Origin of the sequence: Nocardia pseudobrasiliensis NBRC 108224, assembly GCF_001613105.1 — a bacterium.
In the GTDB taxonomy this organism is placed as follows: Bacteria; Actinomycetota; Actinomycetes; order Mycobacteriales; family Mycobacteriaceae; genus Nocardia; species Nocardia pseudobrasiliensis.
In genome coordinates this window covers 208,983-229,840 of the sequence record NZ_BDBS01000002.1, presented here as the reverse complement: position 1 = coordinate 229,840, position 20,858 = coordinate 208,983, and the positions used below count along the sequence as shown (strand labels likewise).

The following is a 20,858-nucleotide window of genomic DNA, read 5'->3' as shown; positions in this document are numbered from 1 at the left end:
GATCAAGCCCTCTCGGTGTGCAGCAGAGCCAGCAGAATGTCGTCGACCAGTCGGGTGATGAACGGCTCGTCGAAGCCCGCGCCGAGTTGTAGTTGCCGCAGGATCATCGCCTCGGCCACATCGTGGATGAGGTCGGCATCGGTATCGGCGGACAACTCCCCGCGGTCGATCGCGCGGTGCAGCGCATCGTGGAACGGGGACAGCTCCTCGTTGTCGATATGCTCGCGCAGCGCGGCGGCCAACTCCTCGTCGTGGCGCATGGCCGCCACCAGCCCACCGAGCATCGACAGATAGCGCTCCGAGGATTTGGCGCACAGCGCCTCCAGCACCGCCACCAGATCGCCACGCAGACTTCCGGTTTCGGGTATCGCGGCATTGTGGTCGGCGTCGTAGGCGTCCAGCGCGGCCTTCACCAGCTGCGCCTTGTTACGCCAGCGACGGTAGATGGTGGCCTTGCTGGCCCCCGCCCGCTCGGCGACCGCGTCCATCGTCAACGCCGGGTATCCGCGTTCGGCTACCAGATCCAGTGTGGCGGCCAGGATCACGTCGACCCGCTGCTGTCCTCGAACCATATTCGAAGTGTACGAAACGGTTTCGTACACTTCAATACCGGCTGGCGCTACGGCCGGGGCACGTTGCGCAAATTGGTCCTGGCCAGGTCGATCATCTTGCCCACGCCACCGTCGAGGACCGTGCGGCCCGCGGCGAGGGCGAAACCGCGGACCTGCGCGGCGGTGATCTTGGGCGGAATGGACAGCGCATTGGGATCGGTGATCAGCTCGATCACCGCGGGACCCGGCCGGTGCAGGGCCTCGGTGAGGGCGTCGCGGATCTCGGTCGGCCGCTCCACCCGCACCGACGCGATGCCGCAGCCCGCGGCGATGGCGCTGAAATCGACCGGCGGATGGTCGGTTCCGAAATCCGGATACCCGTCGACCAGCATCTCGAGCTTCACCATGCCCAGCGAGGCGTTGTTGAACACCACCACCTTGACCGGCAGCTCATAGGTGGCCACCGTGAGCAGATCACCCATGAGCATGGCCAGGCCGCCGTCGCCGGAGATCGAGACGACCTGGCGATCGGGATGGGCCAGCTGCGCGCCGATGGCATGCGGCAGCGCGTTGGCCATGCTGCCGTGCCGGAACGAACCGATCACCCGGCGACGGCCGTTGGGCGTGAGATACCTTGCGGCCCAAACATTTCCCATACCCGTATCGACGGTGAAGATCGCATCGTCGGCGGCGACCTCGTCGAGAACCGCGGCGGCGTATTCGGGATGGATGGGTGTGCGGTGTTCGATATCGCGGGTGTAGGCGTCGACCACGCGCTGCAACCCGCGTTCGTGATCGCGCAGCATCTTGTCCAGATACGAGCGATCGGTGCGCGTACGCAGCCGCGGCAGCAGCGCGCGGATCGTCGCGCCGACATCGCCGTGCACCGCCAGATCCAGCGGGGTGTGCCTGCCCAGTCGCGCGGGATCGATGTCGACCTGAATGGTGCGCGCCTGCGGCAGGAAGTCGTCGTAGGGAAAGTCGGTGCCCAGCAGGATGATTCGATCGGCCGCCCGCATGGCGTCGTAACAGGCCCCGTAACCGAGCAGACCGCTCATGCCGACATCGAACGGGTTGTCGTATTGGATCCACTCCTTACCGCCCAGCGAATGCCCGACCGGTGCGGCCAGCGCGTCGGCCAGCGCCATGACCTCCGCGTGCGCGTCGCGACAGCCCGCGCCGCAGAACAGCATCACCTTCTCGGATTCGTCCAGGAGCCGGGCGAATTCGGCGATGCGCTCCTGCGGCGGCACCACCGGCGAGGGCGACGCGAGCGAGACGGCGTCGGGGGTGGGATGGGCCGCGGCGCGCGCGGCGATATCGCCGGGCAGCGTCAGCACCGACACCCCGCCGCGCCCGACCGCGGTCTGCATGGCGATACCGAGCAGCCGCGGCATCTGCTCGGGCTGGGAGATCAGTTCGCAGAAGTGGCTGCATTCGACGAACAGCCGCTCGGGATGGGTCTCCTGGAAGTAGCCGGTGCCGATCTCCTTGGAGGGAATGTGCGAGGCAATGGCCAGTACGGGCGCGCCGCTGCGATGGGCGTCGTAGAGACCGTTGATCAGATGCAGATTGCCCGGCCCGCAACTGCCCGCGCAGACCGCGAGCCGCCCGCTGACCTGGGCCTCGGCCGCGGCGGCGAAGGCCGCGGTCTCCTCGTGCCGCACATGCACCCAGTCGATGCCGTCGGTGCGGCGTATCGCGTCGACGATCGGGTTGAGACTGTCGCCGACCACGCCGTAGACCCGGCGCACACCGGCCTCCCGCAACATCCGTACCAACTGTTCGGCAACCGTGGCCATCCGCGCTCTCCTTTCATCCAGAAACGATCTTGACCGATCGCGGGCCTCGGAAACGTGTTCTTGGTCGCCCGTTTCCGATCACACCGCTCGGGTAGCCGCACAGGGACCGTCGTATCTCGGAGGGAGGCGCACGTGCAGATCGGCTACAAGCTGGCCGCGGAGGCATTCGGACCCGCGGAATTGATTCGTCAGGCGGAACTGGCCGAACGAGCCGGATTCGATTTCGTCGAGATCAGCGACCACTATCACCCGTGGTTGGACAACCAGGGCCATTCGCCGTTCGCGTGGACGGTACTGGGCGCGATCGCGGCCCGTACCGAGCGCATCGGACTGGCCACCGGCGTCACCTGTCCGACCGTCCGCTATCACCCGGCGATCATCGCGCAGGCGGCCGCTACCCTGGCCCTGGTGTCCGACGGCCGGTTCACCCTGGGCGTCGGATCCGGTGAGCGGCTCAATGAACATGTGGTCGGCCCGGGCTTCCCGGAATCGGTGCGGGGACGTCACGACCTACTGCGTGAGGCGCTGGAGATCATCCGGCTGCTGTGGCAGGGCGGTTACCAGTCCTACGAGGGTAAATATCTACAGCTGTCCGATGCCCGGGTCTTCGATCTGCCGGATGAGCCGCCGGTCATCGCGGTCGCGGCGGGCGGTGAGCGCGCGGCCCGGCTCGCGGCGGAACTGGGCGACGGCCTGTTCGCCACCGAACCGCGGGCGGATCTGGTCGAGCGGTATCAGCGGGGCGGCGGCAAGGGCCCGCGCTATGCGGAGGTGCCGGTGGCCTGGGCCCCCGACGAGCACACCGCGGCGCAGGCGGCGCTGGAAACCTCCCGCTGGGCCCTGACCGGTTGGAAGGTGATGAGCGAGCTGCCCAATCCGGTGAATTTCGCGGCGGCCTCGAAAACCGTGCGCGAGAGCGATATTCGCGAGCAGTTCACCTGCGGCAGCGATCCGGCTGCCTACGCCGAGGCCGTACGCGAATACACCGATGCCGGATTCGACCATGTCGTGTTGCAGAACGCCGGACCGGATCCGGACGGCTTCATCGAATTCTTCAGTGGTGAACTGAGCGCTCGTCTGCGCGCGCCGCACGCAGACTGAGGGCGCGAATCACGCCCAGTGCGAACACGATCGGCACCACCGAGAGCAGCACCGCCGGGGCGATGCCGTTCCCGACCAGCTGCGAGAAGTTCCGCACGATCACATACAGCGCACCGACCAAGGCGATCAGCGCCGCGGTCGGGGCGAGCAGGGTGTGCCAGATTCGGCCGTCGTGGCCGCCGCGACGGAAGAAGACGATGACCGCGAGACAGGTCAGCAGCATCATGGCGAGTATGCCGAGCGTGCCCGCCCACGACAGCCACAGATAGACATCGAGCGGACCGCTGCCCGAGATCAGGAAGATCAGCAGCAGTGCGGCGGTGATGGCGCTGGTCGCCAGCGACGCCCGCGAGGGCGCGCGATGCCGTTCGTGGATCGCCGCGAGCGCGACCGGCGCGACCGCCTCGGATCCGAGGGAGCGCAGATAGCGGGCGACGACATTGTGCATCGACAGCACGCCCGCGAAATAGCTGGTGACCAGAAGTATCTGCAGTACATCGCGCATCACCGGCGCGACATAGGTCCCGGCCAGATCCAGATACATTCCGGTGGGATCCGACTCCGCGACCTCGAGGACCCGATCCGTGCCGACCCCGACCGCGGTCGCCCAGCCCGAGAACGCGTAGAGCGCGCCGATCAGGGCCAGCGCGAGGAAGGTCGCGCGCGGCACGGTGCGATCGGGATCGCGTGCCTCGCCGCGGAATACGACCGTGGCCTCGAATCCGGTGAAGGTGAGGAAGGCCAGCATCAGACCGAAGCCCGGCGCGTGCGCCCCGGTCGTGGCCGCCGCCGGTGACAGCGAGGCCAGGCTCAGCCCGTCGTGTCTGCCGCGCACCACGATGGCCAGATCGACCAGCAGCACGCTCGACGCCTCCACCACCAGCGCGACCCCGAGCACGCGCCCGCCGATCTCGATATTGCGATAGCCCAGCAGTCCCACGACCAGTCCGAAGACCGCGGCCCACAGCCACGGCGAGGTGTCGAATCCGGCCCAGCGCCGCACCAATTGCACCGCGACCTGCCCGACATAGGCCAGCGCGCTGCCGACCATCGCGGAGTAGGCGACCACCGCGACGAAGGCCGTGCCGATACCGGGCAGCTCGCCCAGTCCCTCGCGCACATAGGAATAGAAGGCCCCGGCGTTCGCGACGTATTTGGTCATCGCCGTGAAACCGACCGCGAACAGCATGAGCACCGCACCGGCGATCAGGAAGTACACCGGCGCGGCCACCGACCCGCTGGTCGAGAACAGCACCGGAATCAAGGCGACCACGGCTCCCAGCGGCGCGGCCGCCGCGGTCACCATGAATACGATCGATCCGACTCCCAATGTCCCCCGTGGAATCTCCCCCGAAGAACTCTTGCCAACCACCGTGCTCACCTACTACCGGACCGCCGCGAAAGCCTCAGCGTAATGGCCTCATCCGGTAACGCAACCGGAAGGTCTGTTTATTGCCTCGTCACGGGCTCAGCGGTCCTCCATCCGCGTGATCGCGGTGCGCAGGGTCGCGCGCGTGCGCGCCAATTCGTCGGCGCGGTGATCGAGCAGATCCAGTTGCGCGCGCAGGGCGGCCAGGACGCCGGGGCAGGCGCGCAGCACGCCGTCGTTCTCCGCGCAGGGCAGGATGTGCTGGATCAGGCGGGTCGACAGGCCCGCGTCCAGCAGCGCGCGAATTCGCGCGACGGTCTGTTCGGCGTCGGCGTCGTAGCTGCGGTAGCCGTTGGCCTGACGCTGCGCGGTGAGCAGGCCGACGCGCTCGTAATAGCGCAGCTGCCGCTCGCTGGTTCCGGTGCGCCGCGCCAACTCCCCGATCAACATCGCCCGCGGTGCTCCCGATCCGGTTTGACCCTGTCACTGTGTCAGGGTTCAACACTGCTCCGGCGGACCTATTCCGCCAGTGACAGGAGCACAGGATGATCATCGACGCACACAGCCACGTCCACGATCCGGTGGACCGACATCTCGCACTGCTGGACGAGGCGGGCGTGGACAGGGCGGTGTTGTTCGCGACCCGGCCGCATCCCGAGCGCGCCGCCGATCTGGAATCGCTGCGCGCGGAGATGAGCGCGCTGTCGGCGGCGCTCGACGGACGCGGCAAGGGACCGGAGAGTATGCGCCTCGCGTGGGCGGAGCTCGATGCCGCGCTCGCGGCGCATCCGGATCGTTTCATCGGATTCGGCAGCGTACCAACGACTCTCGAGCAGACAGAGATCGCGGAGTACGTCGAGCGAGAGGTGATCGCCCGCGGCCTGCGTGGTATCGGGGAGCTGACTCCGCCGCCGGGGCAGGCCGGTCGGATCGAGCCCATTCTGCGGGCCTCGGCCGAACACGACGGATTGCCGGTGGTGGTCCACGGTTTCGCGCCGACCACCGCGGCGGACCTGACGACCCTCGCCGAACTGGCCCGGCGCTATCCAACGGTTCCACTGGTGGTCAGCCAGCTCGGCGGCCTGGAATGGCTGCGGGCCATCGAACTCGCCCGCGAGGTACCTAATATCTACCTCGAATTGTCTACGGCCCCGGTCATTTTCGCGATTCGATTGGCCATTCGTGAACTCCCCGAGCGCACCCTGTTCGGCTCGGACGCCCCGTACGGCGATCCGGTCCTCGCGCGCACCGCCGTCGAGCGGGTCACCGCCCCGGGCGAGGTCCGCGACCTCGTCCTCGGCGGCACCCTCGCGAAACTGCTGCGCCTCTGAACCAGCCTCGCCGACAGCGCGGAAACCAGGCCGCCGTCGACGAGCAGGTCCTGGCCGTTGATATAGGCGGCCTCCGCGGAGGCGAGGAAGGCGACCGCGGCGGCCACATCCTCGACCGCGCCGATGCGGCTCAGCGGGACACTCGCCGCGGCGGCGGCTTGGGCGGCTACGGAGGTTTCGGCGAGCCGGGCTGTCGTGTGCGGCCGGTGCTCGGACGCTGCCGCGCCCGGCGTAGGTTCACTGACACCTCAGACGGGATAAACACGACGCGCTCTCAGGGGAGGGGCCCGGGCGGTCGCCTTGCGCGCGGTGACTGCCCGGGCCACGGGTCACCTACTCAGGTACAGATGCCACAGGCCGTCGCCTTTATCGTTGCGGCAGTCGTAGTGGGTCCATGTGTCGTTGTCCCGGTTGACCTGGACGTGCGGGCCATCGGTCTGGCAAGCGGCCTGAGTGCTGTAGCTGCCTTCGACTTCCACCTCGTCGGCATAAGCGAACCCGGCACCGAGACCGATCCCCGCGAGTGTGATCGCACTGGTGATGAAAAAGCGTTTGCCCATGATGCTCACTCCTTTTCGATCGACAGATGTACTCATCTTTTCCACGGTCATTGCGTCGCAATGACATCGGAGATCTCCCGCTGTTGAAAGCCGGGCCGCCACGAGTGATTACGGCTGGCCGCCGAAGTAGGCGTTGCCCGCATCCAGCAGATCTTGTCCGCCGCCGCTGAGCAGTCCGATGCCGCCGCCGATCATCGCGCCCGGGATACCGCTGCCCAGGGCGAAGGTTCCCAGTACCGCGCCGATTCCCGCGCCGAGCAGGGCATCCGGTGCGGCGTGGCCGACCTCCCAATTCCACCAGTCCTCGGAGGAGTTGAAATCGCTTCTGCGACGGACGTTCACGGTCGGCAATGCGTCATCTGCGAGATCACGCTCGCTCGATGTTTGCACCGGGCCCGCCGGGCGATCGCCCGGACCAGCGGCGGGCGGTGTGGCCTGTGCGGCAGCTCCCGCCAATCCGATCAGCGAGGCGGCCAGCACGGTAGTTGCAACGACCTTGACACCCATGTTCAACCTCCAGATTCGATTCCGGACCCGCCGAAACGAGCGGGCGAGCGCCGGAAGGGAAATCGAAAGCCCGGACGTGGACTTCCGTCGATGACGACGTGAGCGATGCGACGACATGCGCACCGTCACCCGAGAGCAGGCAACCAAGCCCCGGACAGCCAGGATGCGACGTGCTTGGTCGAACGACCAGAACTGAAGGCGTCATCGAGCGCCCGGATCGCGCCATCTCGGAGTCTTCGAGCGTGATCCACACCACCGCCGCGCGCGTGATTCGGGATGCGGTTCGACGCATGCGCGCATGTGAACCGGTTGCTGAACGCGGCTTTTACCGGTCCGTGGGTGCGGTCGAGGATCTTGTCAGGTCAGGAGTTTCCGGTCGACCCACCCGCGGATCGGCCCCCGCAGAAACTCTCGAAGCTGCTCCCGCCGCGAGGGCGCCGATTCGCTGGTCATGAGCCACGGTAACAATCGGAGCGATGCAGCGCCTCGAACAGCCAGTAGTGCGGTTGTCCGGCCGTGGGCGTGGTGATCAGTTCCGCCGTCAGGGTCCAGTAGCGGCGCAGGCGGGGGTCGGTGTCGGTCGCGTCGGTCAGCAATTGGGCGCGGAAGTCGGAGGTGTCGTGTTCGCCCCGGGCCGTGGCGTGGGCCTCGACGTATCGGTCGAGTTCGCCGCCGGTGCGCGGCGCGATGCCCTGCGAGACCAGCGGAAGGACATCGACGAGGACATCGCCCACGGCGTAGAACAGGCCGCGGCGGTTGCGAATGGCCTGGGGTCTGGTTCGCCAGAGTTGGCGGCTCATGACGGTGGAAAGGTCGGGATCGGTGGCGAGGCCGGTCAGTTCGGCGTAGTTCACCACCTCCTCGACCGAGGGGGCCTCGGGTGGGCGGGGGACATTCGCGCAGACGAAGGTGTCGAATTCCAGGCGCGCGAGGCCGGTGAGCACGCGCCGCCAGAATCGGATGAGGTGGTCGTGGGCGACGCCGCCATCCTGCGCCGAGGCCAGGAGCGCGAGCCGTCGAGTGCGTTCGGGCGGATCGGCCGCCCGCAGCGCCCGCAGCGCGGCCCGTCGCCAGGCCAGCGACCTGAATTCGATATCCAGCCTGGCGCTTTCGGCCGCGACGACCTCGGCGATCGATCGATCGCCGCGCAAGATCTCGGCGATCGAGGCCAATCCGAGCCCGAGCGCACGCAACTGCCGAATCAATCGCAATCGCCGCGACGCGCCGTCCGCGTCGAACATTCGATGCCCACCCGCACTGCGCCGCGAGTCGAGAATGCCCTCGTCGCTGTAGAACCGAATTGTCCGCACCGGCAGCCCGGTCCTGCGCGCCAGTTCCCCGATACCTATCAGCGCGCCGCGCGATATGTCTTCCGTCACAATAGGTTGAACCTCCACCCCGGTGGAGCTCCTAGCCTACTCGAGTACCTGTTCGAAACTCGCAGGGAGAAGGGAACACAGTGATATCCGATGCGAACCTGGACCCCACCGCGGTCGAGATCGGCGATTTCCTGCCCCGACCGCCCGACGCCGTATGGCGCGCCCTGACCGAACCCCACCTGCTGCAACGATGGCTGATGCGTCCCATCGGCTTCAGCCCGACGGCCGGAACGCATTTCACCTTCACCGCCCCGATGCAGCCGCCCTCCGAAATCGTCTGCGAGGTCCTGACCGTTCTGCCCGGCAGACAATTGACCTACAGCTGGGCCTATGCCCGATCCGAGCGCCCCACGAATTGGATCGTCGACTGGACGATCCACCCCCAGGGCCGCGGCACTCGACTCCTACTGACCCAAACCGGTTTCGACCTCACCGACCGCCGCCAGAAGATGACCCGCAATGCGATGGAGCGCGGCTGGCGAAATGTCCTGCCCCGCCTGCGCGCGGTCCTCGACGCCGCATGATCGGACGCTGCCCTTGTTCGGAAATGCCGACACGACCGCCGAGCACCGATTCGCGCTACGCGCGGGTCTGGCAGACGCAGGTGGTGGGTGAGCTGTTCCAGTTGATCAGCAGCCGTTGAAGGTCAGCCCAACCGCTCCCCCAGCTCACGTGCGGCCGCATTCACCGCCGTACCGAAGAGGAGCTCCGAATCCGGGGTCAATCGGCTGATCGGAATGTTCACGCTCAGACTCGCGATCGGCTTACCGGCGCCGTCGAGCACGACCGCGGCCACCGCGCCGACATCCGAACGCCACTCCCCGCGATTGACCGCGAACCCTCGATTGCGGATATCGGCCAGATCGGCGCGCAAAGCGTCCGGATCGGTGATCGTCGTATCGGTATAGCGCGGCAGTTCCTCGACGAGCAGACGCCGTACCGTCTCCGAATCACTGTGTGCGAGCACCGCTTTGCCATTGGCCGAGGCATGCAGCGGAAGTGAGTGCCCCAGCGCCATATTGGTGCGCACGGGCTTGTCGGTCTCCAACCGCTCGATCAGCACCATCTTCCCGTCCTCCGGAATCGTCAGGTGCACGGTCTCCTCGGTGTGCCGTCGCAGATTCTCCATGATCGGCAGGGCCGCGCCGCGCAGCCCCAGATCCCCACCGCCCGCACGGCTGCCGACGGCCAGCGCCTTGGTGGTCAGCACCCAGCGGGTGACCTCACCGGAAGCGGGCCGAATCCAACCGGCCGCGTCCAGGGTGACCAATATCCGCTGCACGGAACTCTTCGGCATGTCCAGGACCCGGGACAATTCGCCGACTCCGATCGGCTGGCGGATCGCGACCTCTTCCAGTACGCGCAGCGTATTCAGGACGTTGCGCAAAGTCTTGACTCCTCTCGACGCCATCCCTACCCTTGCTGAACCTTCTCACGGCACAGCGTGCCATAACACGGCACAGAATGGATGAGAATCCGATGACCGCACGCAGTGGACGGCATTTTCTGCAAATCCCGGGCCCGACCAACGTCCCCGACCGGGTACTGCAAGCCATCGCCCGACCGACCATCGACCACCGCGGACCCGACTTCGCGGAATTCACCTTCGACCTCACGACCAGACTGAAACCGGTTTTCGGTACCCGCGAATCGATCGTCGCCTACCCCTCCTCCGGCACCGGAGCCTGGGAGGCCGCCCTGGTCAATACGCTGTCTCCCGGCGACCGCGTATTGGCTTTCGAGACAGGACATTTCGCGAGCCTGTGGCGCGATATGGCCGAACGCCTAGGACTGACAGTGGATTTCGTGCCCGGCGACTGGCGTCACGGGGCCGATCCGGCGATACTCGCCGAAAAACTCGCCGCCGACACCGCATACGAGATCGCGGCGGTGATGGTGGTGCACAACGAGACCTCCACCGGCGTCACCAGCCGCATCCCGGAGATCCGCGCCGCCATCGACGAGGCCCGCCATCCGGCGCTGCTGCTGGTCGACACCATCTCCTCGCTCGGCTCGATCGACTACCGCCACGACGAATGGGGCGTCGATGTGACCGTCGGCTGCTCCCAGAAGGGCCTGATGCTGCCGCCCGGACTCGGTTTCAACGCGATCAGCGAGAAGGCCCTGGTCGCCGCGACGCGCTCGCGACTGCCGAAGTCCTACTGGGACTGGACGCCCATGCTCGACAACAACGAACGCGGCTTCTATCCCTACACCCCGGCCACCAACCTGCTCTACGGTCTGCGCGAGGCGCTGCTGATGCTCGAGGAGGAGGGTCTGGCGAATGTCTTCGCCCGGCACCGCCGCCACGCCGCCGCGACCCGGGCGGCCGTACACGGCTGGGGGCTCGAGGTCCTGTGCGTCGACGCGCGGGAGTACTCCGGATCGCTGACCGCGGTCCTGCTCGACGAGCAATACGACGCGGACAAGGTGCGCCGAATCATCCTGGAGCGCTACGACATGTCGCTGGGCACCGGCCTCGGCCGACTCGCCGGGCGGGTGTTCCGGATCGGCCATCTCGGCGATTTCAACGATCTGATGCTGGCCGGAACGCTGTCCGGCGTCCAGATGGGTCTCGAACTGGCCGGCGTCACCGTCGACCCCGCCGGATTGCAGGCCGCGCTCGCGGTCTTGCGCGCCGACTGAAACCCATTCCCCCGAAACATCTCTCGCTCCACCGCTGAGCCACCTCCCGCTGTGACGGCCTCCAGCTCGACTCCCAATGCTCCGCTTCGAGCGATCCTCGCCCGGCTCCTTCCCGAGTCGGGATCCGATATACCCGCCGACGCCCAGCCCGCGCCGGCCACCTACGAGGAGGTAGGTCGTTGTCCGATATGAAGCGCTGGACCTACATTTTGCCCGTCGTCGTCTTCATCTACGTCATCTGTTATATCGACCGAACCAATATCAGTTTCGCGCTCCCGCATCTCGAGGCCGATATGGGCCTCACCAAGGCCCAGCAGGGCCTCGCCAGCGGCATCTTCTTCTGGGGTTATCTGTTGCTGCAGATCCCCGGCGGATATATGGCCGAAAGATGGAGCGCCAGAAGGTGGATCGCGATTCTGCTGGTGCTGTGGAGTATGGCCGCCATGGCATCGGGGCTCACCGATACCGTCGGCGAATTGCTGCTCTCGCGCTTCCTGCTCGGCGTCGCCGAGGGCGGCGTGCAACCGGCGCTGATGGCCACCATCCGATCGTGGTTCCCGTTCGCCGAACGCGGCCGGGCCTACGCGATCTTCAAGCTGTACACCCCGATCGCGGCGATAGTCGCCGCCCCGTTCTCCGGAATCATTCTGACGTATATGGATTGGCGCTGGATGTTCATCATCCAGGGCGGCGCGCCGCTGATCATCGGCCTCATCGCGTGGCTCGCGGTGGTCCGCGACACCCCCGCCAAGGCCGGCTGGCTCTCGGCGGCCGAACGCGACCACATCGAGCGGTCGCGACTGGAGGAGGGTGAGCCGCTGCAGCATCGCGGCACCTTCCGGGCCGCGTTCACCAGCGGAATCGTCTGGCAGTTCGCGCTGATCTACACGCTCACGCAGATGGGCCTGCTCGGCCTCACGCTGTGGCTGCCCAGCGTGTTGAAGAAGGCGTTCCACACGGATATGAAGGTGGGCTTCGTCGCGATCCTGCCGCAGATCGCCGCGGGTATCGCCATCATCGCCGTCGGCCGATCCGCCGATCGGCGCGGCGGGCATGTGGCGCATATGTCACTGGTGCTCGGCTCCGCGGCGATCATTCTCGGCGGCGCGAGTCTTGTTTCGCCGCAACAGAAGTGGCTGGTGCTCGGGGCTATGGTCCTCGGCACCGCGGCCTCGATCGCCTGGTACGGGCCGTTCTGGGCGACGGTCACCAAACTCGTCCCGGCCGCGGCCGCCGGTGCGGGACTCGGCCTGATCAACGGCGTCGGCAATCTCGGCAGCTTCTTCGGACCGTATATCGGCGGCTGGCTCAGCGATCTGAGCGGCGGCGGTTATGCCCTGACCCAGGCGTTCTTCGGCGGCGTATTCGCCGTGGCGGCGCTATTGGTCCTGACGCTGCGCAAGAAGCTGCGCGCGGCAACGCAATCGGTCCCGGTCGAGCCCATCGTCGTGACCGAACCCGCGCCCGATCGCGCACCGCTCACCTGAGTAACGCCGTAATCCGCCGCGTACCCATAAGGACTCCCATGAACTCCCCCACGATCGACACCACCGTAGGTATGCGCCTGGAACGCGCACTGCGCGAAACCCTGCGCGGTGAGGTCGCTTTCGACGATTACAGCCGCCACATCTTCTCCCGCGACGCGAGCATGTACGCGATAACGCCACTGGGCGTGGCCTTTCCGCGCGATGGCGACGATGTCGCGGCGGCGGTGAAGGCGGCGGCCGGGCTCGGTGTGCCGATCGTGGCGCGCGGGGCGGGAACGAGCCTGGCCGGGCAGACCGTGGGCCCCGGGCTGGTCCTGGACCTGTCCCGGCATATGAACCGCATCGTGCGGCTCGATCCCGCCAGTCGCACCGCGCTGGTGGAGGTCGGGGTGGTGCAGGATCAGCTCAATCAGGCCGCGGCCGCGCACGGGCTGATGTTCGGTCCCGACACCTCGACCAGCAATCGCGCCACCATCGGCGGCATGATCGGCAACAACTCCGCGGGCAGCGGCTCGCTGACCTACGGCATGACGATCGATCACGTGCGGGCGCTGGATGTGGTGCTCGCCGACGGCTCCCGGGCCCGGCTCGAGGCCGTCGACGAGGCCGAGCGCCGTCGCCGGGCCGCCGCCGATACGCTGGAAGGCCGTATCTACCAACAGCTTCCGGAAATCGTGCGCGGCAATGAGAAGGCCGTCGAGGCGGGGATGCCCGCATTCTGGCGACGCGCGGGCGGCTACCGCCTCGATCGACTGCTCGGTTGCGGCGGTGAAAACCCCTTCGATCCGGCCAAATTCGTGGTCGGGTCGGAGGGGACGCTGGTGATCGTCACCCACGCGCTGGTCGATCTGGTGCCCAAGCCCGCGCATACGGTGTACGCGGTCGGGCATTTCACCGATACGGTCAGCGCCATCGCGGCTACCACCGACGCGCTGAGCCGTGAACCGCACCAGGTCGAGCTGATGGACCGCACGATCCTCGAATTGTCCAGGCGCAAAATCGAATACGCCGAATTGGGCAATATTCTGATCGGCGATCCCGGCGCGCTGCTGTTCGTCTCGTTCAGCGGCGACGACGAAGCGAGACTCATCGACGAACTGGATGAGCTCGAGGCGCTCTGGCGGCGCAACGGGCACGGCTATCACACGCTGCGCGCGGTCACACCCGCCGATCAGACGGCCCTGCTGAAGGTCCGCAAAGCCAGTCTCGGACTGCTGATGGCCGCCGGTGAGGGCACTCGCCGTCCACTCGCCTTCGTCGAGGACACCGCCGTGGATCCGGTGCATCTGGCCGAATACACCAAGCGCTTCAAGGAGATTCTCGACGATCACCAGATGGAAGCCGGGTTCTACGGCCACTGCTCGGTGGGCTGCCTGCACATTCGGCCCTTCGTCGATCTGACCGATCCCGGCGAGGTGAGCAGAATGCGCGCGGTCGCCGAGGCGGTCAAGGACCTCGTGGCCGAATACGGCGGGGTCAACTCCAGCGAGCACGGCGACGGCCTGGCCCGCAGCGAGTTCAATCGCGAGATCTTCGGCGAGGAACTGTACGCGTTGATGCGAAAGGTCAAGCGACTCTTCGATCCCGGCAACATCATGAACCCCGGCAAGATCGTCGACGCGCCCTCGATGACCGAGAATCTGCGCGACCGCGACGCGCTGCCACCCGCGCCGCCGATCACCACGGCGTTGAAATTCGAAGTGGTGGGCGGTATGCGGGGCGCGGCGGATCGGTGTATGAACATCGGCCTGTGTCGCAAGGCGACCTCGGGGGTGATGTGCCCGTCCTATATCGCCACCAAAAACGAGGAGCATGCCACCCGCGGGCGCGCCAACGCGCTGGTGAAGGCGCTGTCGGAACCGGATCCACACGTCGCGCTCGGCGATGAGCGACTGCACGAGATCCTCGACCTGTGCCTGATGTGCAAGGCGTGCAAGAGCGAATGTCCGATGAGCGTCGATATGGCCTCACTGAAGGCCGAGGCGCTGGCGCATCACCACGAGATCCACGGAACTCCCTTGCGCTCCCGGATTTTCGGCTCGATCCGTACCCTCAACCGAATCGGCTCGGCCACCGCGCCGCTGTCGAATCTGCCCGGCCGCATCGGTCTGCTGCGCCGCACGATGGATCGAGCCCTGGGCATCACGGCCGCGCGGCCGCTGCCGGTCTTCGCGCGGCTGAATCTGCTGCGCGAATTCCGTAGGCATCGGCGAGCGGCTGGGATGGTGGCGTCGCCGCTGGGCACCGTCAATTGGCTCGCCGACTCCTTCACCACCTATACCGAACCGCATATCGGCATGGCGGCCATCGAACTGCTGGAGCGCTCCGGCTGGCGGGTAGAGCTCGCGAGCGGGGGGTGTTGCGGACGGTCGAGTATGTCCAAGGGTCTGGTCGATGACGCGCGCAAAAAGGCTGCGAGACTGCTTGATTCGCTGTGTACCCGTACCGAGGCGGATTCGCCGATCGTCGGTTGTGAACCGTCGTGCCTGTTCATGTTGCGCGACGAGTACGCGGCGCTGCTACCGGATTCGGAAGCCGTGCGCGCGGTCGCGGGGCGCGTCAAGCAGGTCGAGGAGCTGCTCGTCGAGGCCATCGATGCGGGCCGGTTGGTCCTGCGAAACGATTCCCCGCTGGCCGGGCGGCGCATCGTCTTCCACGGGCACTGCCATCAGAAGGCCGAGGTCGGCACTGCCGCGACAATGGCTCTGCTGCGGCGGATTCCGGGTGCGCGGGTCATGGAGATCAACTCCGGCTGCTGCGGTATGGCCGGGTCGTTCGGATTCGAGTCCGAACACTACGAGATGTCGATGACCGTGGGCGGCGACCGGCTGTTCCCGGCGCTCGCGGCCGAACCGGAGGACACCATCGTCGCGGCGACGGGCGTGTCCTGCCGTCAGCAGATCTTCCACGGCACGGGCCGAACCGCCTGGCATCCGGTGGAACTCGTGCGCCAGGCCCTGACCGAGGAATAGGAGAAACTCCCCGATCCGTCACCCGCTGGATCACCCTGAAACCGGGCGATACCGTCGAGGTCGAGATCTCCGATATCGGCACACCGCGCAATATCGTGGCCGGACCGCCCTCACCCGTCAACTCGGCGAATCGGCCCCGAATGATCGAATTCCCGAGGCCGCAAGCAATGCCCTCACGATCAACTCTGGCCCGATACCCACGGGCAGATCGGACACCTGCCCGTCACCGACCTCCACCACCCGCCAGACACCATCCGTACGTAACGCGAGATCCGTGGTGACGAAGCGCGCACCCAATCGCGCGACACACAATGCGACGCCGCCCAATACGGGAACCGGGAACTCCCCCGGAGTATCGGGATGCGCGCCGACCAGTATCGGTTCCCCGTCCAACCACCACACCCGGACCTCCGTCGCCCTGTCCGCACCGAGGCCGAAGGATTCGAAGGCGCGCAATACGATTCCGCCCGCCAGGTAGGAGCCCTGTTCGGCGACAAAGGCGGACACGATCCGGCGCAGCGCGACGGTATCGGCGAGATTCGGTATGTAACAGGCGGTTTCCCAGGCATGCTTGGCCGACTTGACGTAATCCTTGACAATGCCAGCACCGCCGCCGAGCGACGCCGCCAGCGCGGCCACATCCGGAACCCGGCCCGGCTCGGCGGGCAGCCACCGGCTGGCCGGAGTCACCTCCGCGAATGCCTCGTACCAGCCGGGCAATTCATGCGCGGCCCGATACCTCGCGGCGTCGACGATCAGCGGTGTCCCCCGAGCCTCGAGGGCATCGGCCAAGGCGGCGTACGCGGCCGAGGGGATCATCCAGCCGCGATACCAGGCAGGCCCACCATCCCGCGGAACATTCCGAACCGCCCGCGCCGCATCGCCGTTCAGCAGCAGGTCGTGATCGATGAGCCCGACGGTCGCACCGAGCCCGCGTGCGGCGGCGGTCTCGGCGGCGAAGTGGGGATCGGTGCGTCGCTCATTGAGCGGATCGGCACACGACAGCAGGCTGAGCATCGAGAAGGGTTCTCCAGAGGTGTCTTCGTCAGTGGAAGTACTCGAAGGCGTCCTCGCCCGGACGCCAGGTCATCCAGGACTTGTCGGGGAATCCGGAGAGGGTCGCTATCTCCGGGCCGACGAGTTCGTCGTAGGTCGGGCGGAGCGTGATCGCTCCGGCGGGAAATTCGACTCGAAGACCGGCTTCGAATGCTTCGGCCGTGGCGACGACATGTTCGGTGATGAACGAACGCAGCGCGTCGCCGTAGCCGACCTCATCTTGTCGGATCCGACCGGCCGCCCTGTGCACCACGGGAAAGATATCGCAGGTGAGGGTCGGTCGGAGGTCGGAGATGTGGGAGTCGAAGCACAGCTGGACGTAGTCCATGACGAAGACGACCGAGAACAGTCGACATCCGACCAGTCGGGACAGCAGCTCGTTCGGAATGTAGGCCATGCCTTCCTCCCTCCGGTCCGATGACGATATGCAGGTCGTCCTCACATGCCAACTCATTTTGCATGGTCGCGCAGCCAGCGACCGAGATCGGCGAGCGGGGTCGGACCGATGGGACCGATCGGGTCGTGCTGGAGATCGATTGCCTTGCCGAGGGAATGGCCCGATCGAGGGTAGGTGAGCAGGGTGTGGTCCCCGTTGCCCTCGGCGGTCAGGGCGCGGTCGAGCCGGGTGGCGGCCTCGATCGAGACATTGCCGTCGTTCTCGCCGTGCTGGATCAGGACGGGGACAGCGCACAGCGCGGCCGCCGAGGTCGTGACATCGGGTAGCGCGGTGGGGCCGCCGTAGAGCCGGAAGACGCCACCGGCCAACTGGGTGTCGACGAAATATGCTGCCGCCGTGAGCAATTCGCTGTCGAGATCGATGCGGCCATCACCGTCGAGATCGAAGGCCGGGCTCAACACCGCTGGATCGGAGTCGAAATCGCCGAGCACACCGAGGAGTTCGCGCGCGACCACTCCCCCGTCGCCACGCAGCGCTCGGCGCACCTCGTCCACTCCGACCGAACCATCGACCGCGAACTGCCGCAGATACGGGCGCACCACCCGATCCCATTGCGCGACAAGCCCTTCGCGCCACGGCACGCCGACCACGCCGTGCAGCACGAGCCCGCGCACCTCCGGCATCCCCGCCGCGACCGCGGCCGCCACGGCCGCGCCCTCGCTCCAGCCGTACAGATAGATCCGCCGCGCATCGATCCGCGAATCCGCCCGCGCCATCCGGATCGCCTCGCGCGCGTCCTCGGCCAGCCGGGCCATCGTGAGTTCGGCCGCGAACCGCGGATCGACGTCAATTCCGTTCACGTAGTGCTTGTTGTACCGAAGGGCCGCAAACCCCTGTCCGGCACGGGATTCCGCCACATCCGCGAGCACATGCCCCCGCGAGGCCCCACCGACGCTCGCATCATCGCCGTTCATATCCTCCGGCCCGGACCCACCGACGAGCACGACCACCGGCGCGGGCCCACTCACGGCGGGCAGCCGCAGCATCTCCCGGGAGACGAAGTCCCCGAAGGGGATCGCCAGCGCGACGGAATCCCCGCCGGAGCCGGATTCCCTCGCACACGCCGCCGCGAGAACGGCGACGACGACGGTACAGGCCGCGAGTATTCGACTGGTGCGCACGTCCGCGACGCTATGCGGGAATTTCCGGACCGCTGCCATACCCCAGAGGGATGACGGCTCAGCGCTTCGGTATGCGCCGAAAACCGTTGCACCGTCAGAACACTCGCCCCCGATCGGCCAGCAGCAACGGCGGCAGCGGCACGGGGACCGGTGAGGCACGAAAAGCGTCGATCATGAGTGCGGCGAAACGACGAGAAGCCGCGATCCGCGCCGCGGGTGTACTCGCCCGAATCCCGTTGTTGGCCATGATCATGAGGATCATGTCCTCCATGCCGATGTCGGAGCGCAGCTGTCCGGCGTCCTTGGCGCGACGGAGCAGTTCCGCGGCTCCGGCCATCGAAGAGGTACGGATCGCGACGAAATCCACCGCATGGGGGAATGCGGACATCAAGGCCGCGGCGAAACCGTGATAGCGCGCCTGCAACTGGCAGACCCGCTCGACAACGTGACAGAAGCCGTGCCACGGATCGGGATCGGCGAGACCCTCCTCCACGGCGGTTCGGCAGGCGCGCATCTGATCGGCGAACGCCTCGGTGACCAGCGCCTCCTTGGTCGGGAAATGGCGATAGAGGGTGGCGGGGCCGACCTCGGCGCGGCGGGCGATCTCCCGCATCGGCACGTCCAGGCCGCGGTCGAAGAAGATCGTGCGCGCCGCCGCGAGAATGCGTTCGCGGTTGTCCCGGGCGTCGGCACGCACGGTACGAGTCAAATGGGCGGTCACCTCTCTCACTTTAGCTAAACGGACGGGGGCGTCCGTTACGTTCGATCGGGTGAAAGCAGTGATAGTGCAGGCATTCGGCGGTCCGGAGAATCTCGCGCTCGTCAACCTTCCCGATCCGAATCCGGCCGCGGGACAGGTATCGATCGCCACCGAGGCGATCGGTGTGGGCGGACTCGACGCCCTCATGCGAAGCGGTTCGCTGACCAGCTTCGGCTATACACCCGGCCGCGTGCTCGGCAATGAGGTGGCGGGCGTGGTTACCGCGGTCGGCGCGGGCGTCGACACCGAATGGATCGGTCGGCGCGTATGGGCGTTCACCGGCGAGGGCGGCGGCTACGCCGAACAGGCCGTCGCCGCGGCCGCGATGGTCGTTCCCCTCCCGAGCGCGCTGTCGGCCGCCGACGCGGTGACGCTCGGCACCTCGGCGATGGTGGCCCACTTCGCCTTGCGCCACGCGCATTTCGCGCGCGGCGAGTCGGTGCTGGTGCGCGGCGCGGCGGGCGGTATCGGCGTCATGGTCGTTCAGCTCGCGGCGCGCGCGGGTGCGAGCGCGGTGGGGGTGACGACCTCGTCGGCCGAGCGCGGCGAGCGACTGCGCGAGCTCGGCGCGACCCATGTGCTCGACCGGGCCGGAGACGGGGCCGACGCCCGCGCGGGCTACGACGTCATCATCGATATCGTCGCCGGTGCGGATCTACCCTCGTTCTTCGCCAGGCTGAATCCGAACGGCCGCATGGTGGTCGTCGGCGCGATGGCGGGCATGCCGCCCGCGGACTGGGGTGCGGAAATGGTGACGGCCTTCCGCAAGTCGCTGTCCTTCGCGACCTTCAGCGCCGATACGATACCCGCCGCCGACAAGCACGCCGGGATCACCGAACTGTTCGCGGCCGCCGGTCGCGGTGAGCTGGAAGCCGTTGTCCACAAGGAACTTCCATTGAGGCAGGCCGTCGCGGCCCATCACCGGATGGATGCGGGCGAGGTGTTCGGCAGAATCGTGCTCGCGGTCTGACGAACAGCGTTCCACACGGGGAACAATGTTCGGGTCGAGCTATAGTGCGAGGCATGGCCACCGACCCCAGGCAGCGTCGGGCAGCGCGACACGCGCAGCCCGCCGCCACGCCCGCGAATCCGCCGACCCGCAAGGAACCCATCACGGTCGAGCGGATCACCGACGCCGCGCTGCGAGTCGTGGCCGAACAGGGCTACGACGCCCTGACCATTCGCAGTGTCTCGAACGCTCTCGGTACGGGCCCGTCCTCGCTCTACGCCCACATCGTCAACAAGGCCGATATCGATGACCTGCTGATCGACCGACTCTGCAGCCGGATCACGCTGCCGACACCCGATCCGGACCGGTGGCGCGAGCAACTGCGCGACGTCTATACGCAGTTGCGCGATCAATATCTGCAGTACCCGGGGATTTCCCGGGCCGCGCTCGCCACGGTATCGACCAATCTCGCGACCCTGCGCGTGAACGAGGGGATTCTCGCGATCGTGCTCGCCGGTGGCATCGACATTCGAACCGCGGTCTGGGGGATGGACGCCATCTCCCTCTACGTCGCGGGCTATGCGCTGGAGACCTCGCTGGTTCGGCAGCGGCAGAAGTCGTCGGATGAGACCTGGGTGCTGAGCCGAGCGGAACTGGTGCGCCGGTTCACCGCGCTGCCCGAGGCCGAATTCCCGAACACCAGGCGGTATGCGAACGAGCTGACCTCCGGCGACGGCCACGAACGCTTCGACTTCACCCTCGGACTGCTCATCGACAGCCTCACCCGACCGACCTCGATCTGATACTTGT

At 67.0% G+C, this 20,858-nt stretch carries 20 protein-coding genes and 1 pseudogene; 8 read left to right on the top strand and 13 right to left on the bottom strand.

Annotated elements, in window-relative coordinates:
• Positions 1-2: 2 nt before the first annotated feature.
• Together NP4_RS02360 and NP4_RS02355 are read right to left on the bottom strand one after the other, a co-directional pair.
• Complete coding sequence (locus NP4_RS02360; protein WP_067991057.1) at positions 3-572, bottom strand: TetR/AcrR family transcriptional regulator; 570 nt, start codon at positions 570-572, stop codon at positions 3-5.
• Between the two features lie 47 nt (positions 573-619).
• Complete coding sequence (locus NP4_RS02355) at positions 620-2,353, bottom strand: pyruvate dehydrogenase (protein ID WP_067991055.1); 1,734 nt, start codon at positions 2,351-2,353, stop codon at positions 620-622.
• A gap of 132 nt (positions 2,354-2,485) precedes the next feature.
• Here NP4_RS02355 and NP4_RS02350 point away from each other — a divergent pair, with 132 nt between their 5' ends.
• Positions 2,486-3,454 (top strand): LLM class F420-dependent oxidoreductase, encoded by a 969-nt coding sequence (locus NP4_RS02350; RefSeq protein WP_067991052.1) that lies wholly within the window; start codon positions 2,486-2,488, stop codon positions 3,452-3,454.
• Here the strand turns inward: NP4_RS02350 and NP4_RS02345 are convergent.
• Both NP4_RS02345 and NP4_RS02340 read right to left on the bottom strand, forming a co-directional pair.
• The gene (locus NP4_RS02345; RefSeq protein WP_147287829.1) at positions 3,408-4,835 is read right to left on the bottom strand and encodes an APC family permease; all 1,428 of its coding nucleotides are present in this window, start codon (positions 4,833-4,835) and stop codon (positions 3,408-3,410) included. The two genes, NP4_RS02350 and NP4_RS02345, sit on opposite strands and share 47 nt — an antisense overlap.
• 87 nt (positions 4,836-4,922) lie before the next feature.
• Positions 4,923-5,273, bottom strand: a complete 351-nt coding sequence (locus tag NP4_RS02340; RefSeq protein WP_067991050.1) for a MerR family transcriptional regulator — start codon at positions 5,271-5,273, stop codon at positions 4,923-4,925.
• A 95-nt stretch (positions 5,274-5,368) separates the two neighbouring features.
• Between NP4_RS02340 and NP4_RS02335 the strand changes: the two genes are divergently transcribed.
• Entirely contained in the window at positions 5,369-6,154 is a 786-nt protein-coding gene (locus NP4_RS02335) for an amidohydrolase family protein (protein ID WP_067991047.1), read from the top strand.
• A 38-nt stretch (positions 6,155-6,192) separates the two neighbouring features.
• Here NP4_RS02335 and NP4_RS39565 read toward each other — a convergent pair.
• From NP4_RS39565 to NP4_RS02320, 4 genes and pseudogenes are all read right to left on the bottom strand, one after another.
• Positions 6,193-6,312 (bottom strand): annotated as a pseudogene (locus NP4_RS39565) (SDR family oxidoreductase); the annotation flags it as partial.
• Between the two features lie 171 nt (positions 6,313-6,483).
• Positions 6,484-6,714, bottom strand: coding sequence for a hypothetical protein (locus NP4_RS02330; protein ID WP_067991983.1), 231 nt, complete (start codon positions 6,712-6,714; stop codon positions 6,484-6,486).
• A gap of 108 nt (positions 6,715-6,822) precedes the next feature.
• On the bottom strand, positions 6,823-7,221 hold the full coding sequence (locus NP4_RS02325; RefSeq protein WP_067991044.1) for a hypothetical protein: 399 nt from the start codon (positions 7,219-7,221) through the stop codon (positions 6,823-6,825).
• Between the two features lie 449 nt (positions 7,222-7,670).
• Positions 7,671-8,600 carry a MerR family transcriptional regulator gene (locus NP4_RS02320; protein ID WP_211335722.1) on the bottom strand — a complete coding sequence of 310 codons (930 nt, stop codon included), beginning with the start codon at positions 8,598-8,600 and terminating at the stop codon, positions 7,671-7,673.
• 80 nt (positions 8,601-8,680) lie between these two features.
• Here NP4_RS02320 and NP4_RS02315 point away from each other — a divergent pair, with 80 nt between their 5' ends.
• Entirely contained in the window at positions 8,681-9,124 is a 444-nt protein-coding gene (locus tag NP4_RS02315) for an SRPBCC family protein (protein WP_067991041.1), read from the top strand.
• A 122-nt stretch (positions 9,125-9,246) separates the two neighbouring features.
• Here the strand turns inward: NP4_RS02315 and NP4_RS02310 are convergent, their stop codons facing one another.
• Positions 9,247-9,987, bottom strand: coding sequence for an IclR family transcriptional regulator (locus NP4_RS02310; protein ID WP_067991038.1), 741 nt, complete (start codon positions 9,985-9,987; stop codon positions 9,247-9,249).
• A 92-nt stretch (positions 9,988-10,079) separates the two neighbouring features.
• On the opposite strand from NP4_RS02310, the gene NP4_RS02305 reads away from it, so the two are divergent.
• The 3 genes from NP4_RS02305 (at position 10,080) to NP4_RS02295 (ending at position 15,705) form a co-directional block, all read left to right on the top strand.
• A complete protein-coding gene (locus tag NP4_RS02305) occupies positions 10,080-11,246 on the top strand; it encodes a pyridoxal-phosphate-dependent aminotransferase family protein (RefSeq protein WP_067991976.1) in 1,167 nt (388 codons plus the stop codon).
• Positions 11,247-11,434: 188 nt separating this feature from the next.
• Positions 11,435-12,733 (top strand): MFS transporter, encoded by a 1,299-nt coding sequence (locus tag NP4_RS02300; RefSeq protein ID WP_067991034.1) that lies wholly within the window; start codon positions 11,435-11,437, stop codon positions 12,731-12,733.
• 38 nt (positions 12,734-12,771) lie between these two features.
• Positions 12,772-15,705, top strand: coding sequence for an FAD-binding and (Fe-S)-binding domain-containing protein (locus tag NP4_RS02295; RefSeq protein ID WP_067991032.1), 2,934 nt, complete (start codon positions 12,772-12,774; stop codon positions 15,703-15,705).
• Positions 15,706-15,822: 117 nt separating this feature from the next.
• On the opposite strand, the gene NP4_RS02290 is transcribed toward NP4_RS02295, so the two are convergent.
• The 4 genes from NP4_RS02290 to NP4_RS02275 all read right to left on the bottom strand — a co-directional run bounded on the left by NP4_RS02290 (position 15,823) and on the right by NP4_RS02275 (position 19,060).
• A complete protein-coding gene (locus NP4_RS02290; RefSeq protein ID WP_067991030.1) occupies positions 15,823-16,722 on the bottom strand; it encodes an ATP-grasp domain-containing protein in 900 nt (299 codons plus the stop codon).
• Positions 16,723-16,750: 28 nt separating this feature from the next.
• Complete coding sequence (locus tag NP4_RS02285; RefSeq protein WP_067991026.1) at positions 16,751-17,158, bottom strand: hypothetical protein; 408 nt, start codon at positions 17,156-17,158, stop codon at positions 16,751-16,753.
• A gap of 53 nt (positions 17,159-17,211) precedes the next feature.
• The gene (locus tag NP4_RS02280) at positions 17,212-18,339 is read right to left on the bottom strand and encodes an alpha/beta hydrolase family protein (RefSeq protein ID WP_169813639.1); all 1,128 of its coding nucleotides are present in this window, start codon (positions 18,337-18,339) and stop codon (positions 17,212-17,214) included.
• 94 nt (positions 18,340-18,433) lie between these two features.
• Positions 18,434-19,060 (bottom strand): TetR/AcrR family transcriptional regulator, encoded by a 627-nt coding sequence (locus NP4_RS02275; protein ID WP_174556086.1) that lies wholly within the window; start codon positions 19,058-19,060, stop codon positions 18,434-18,436.
• A gap of 49 nt (positions 19,061-19,109) precedes the next feature.
• Between NP4_RS02275 and NP4_RS02270 the strand changes: the two genes are divergently transcribed.
• Positions 19,110-20,069 (top strand): zinc-binding dehydrogenase, encoded by a 960-nt coding sequence (locus tag NP4_RS02270; RefSeq protein WP_067991016.1) that lies wholly within the window; start codon positions 19,110-19,112, stop codon positions 20,067-20,069.
• Positions 20,070-20,122: 53 nt separating this feature from the next.
• Positions 20,123-20,851 carry a TetR/AcrR family transcriptional regulator gene (locus NP4_RS02265; protein WP_067991005.1) on the top strand — a complete coding sequence of 243 codons (729 nt, stop codon included), beginning with the start codon at positions 20,123-20,125 and terminating at the stop codon, positions 20,849-20,851.
• Positions 20,852-20,858: the final 7 nt, after the last annotated feature.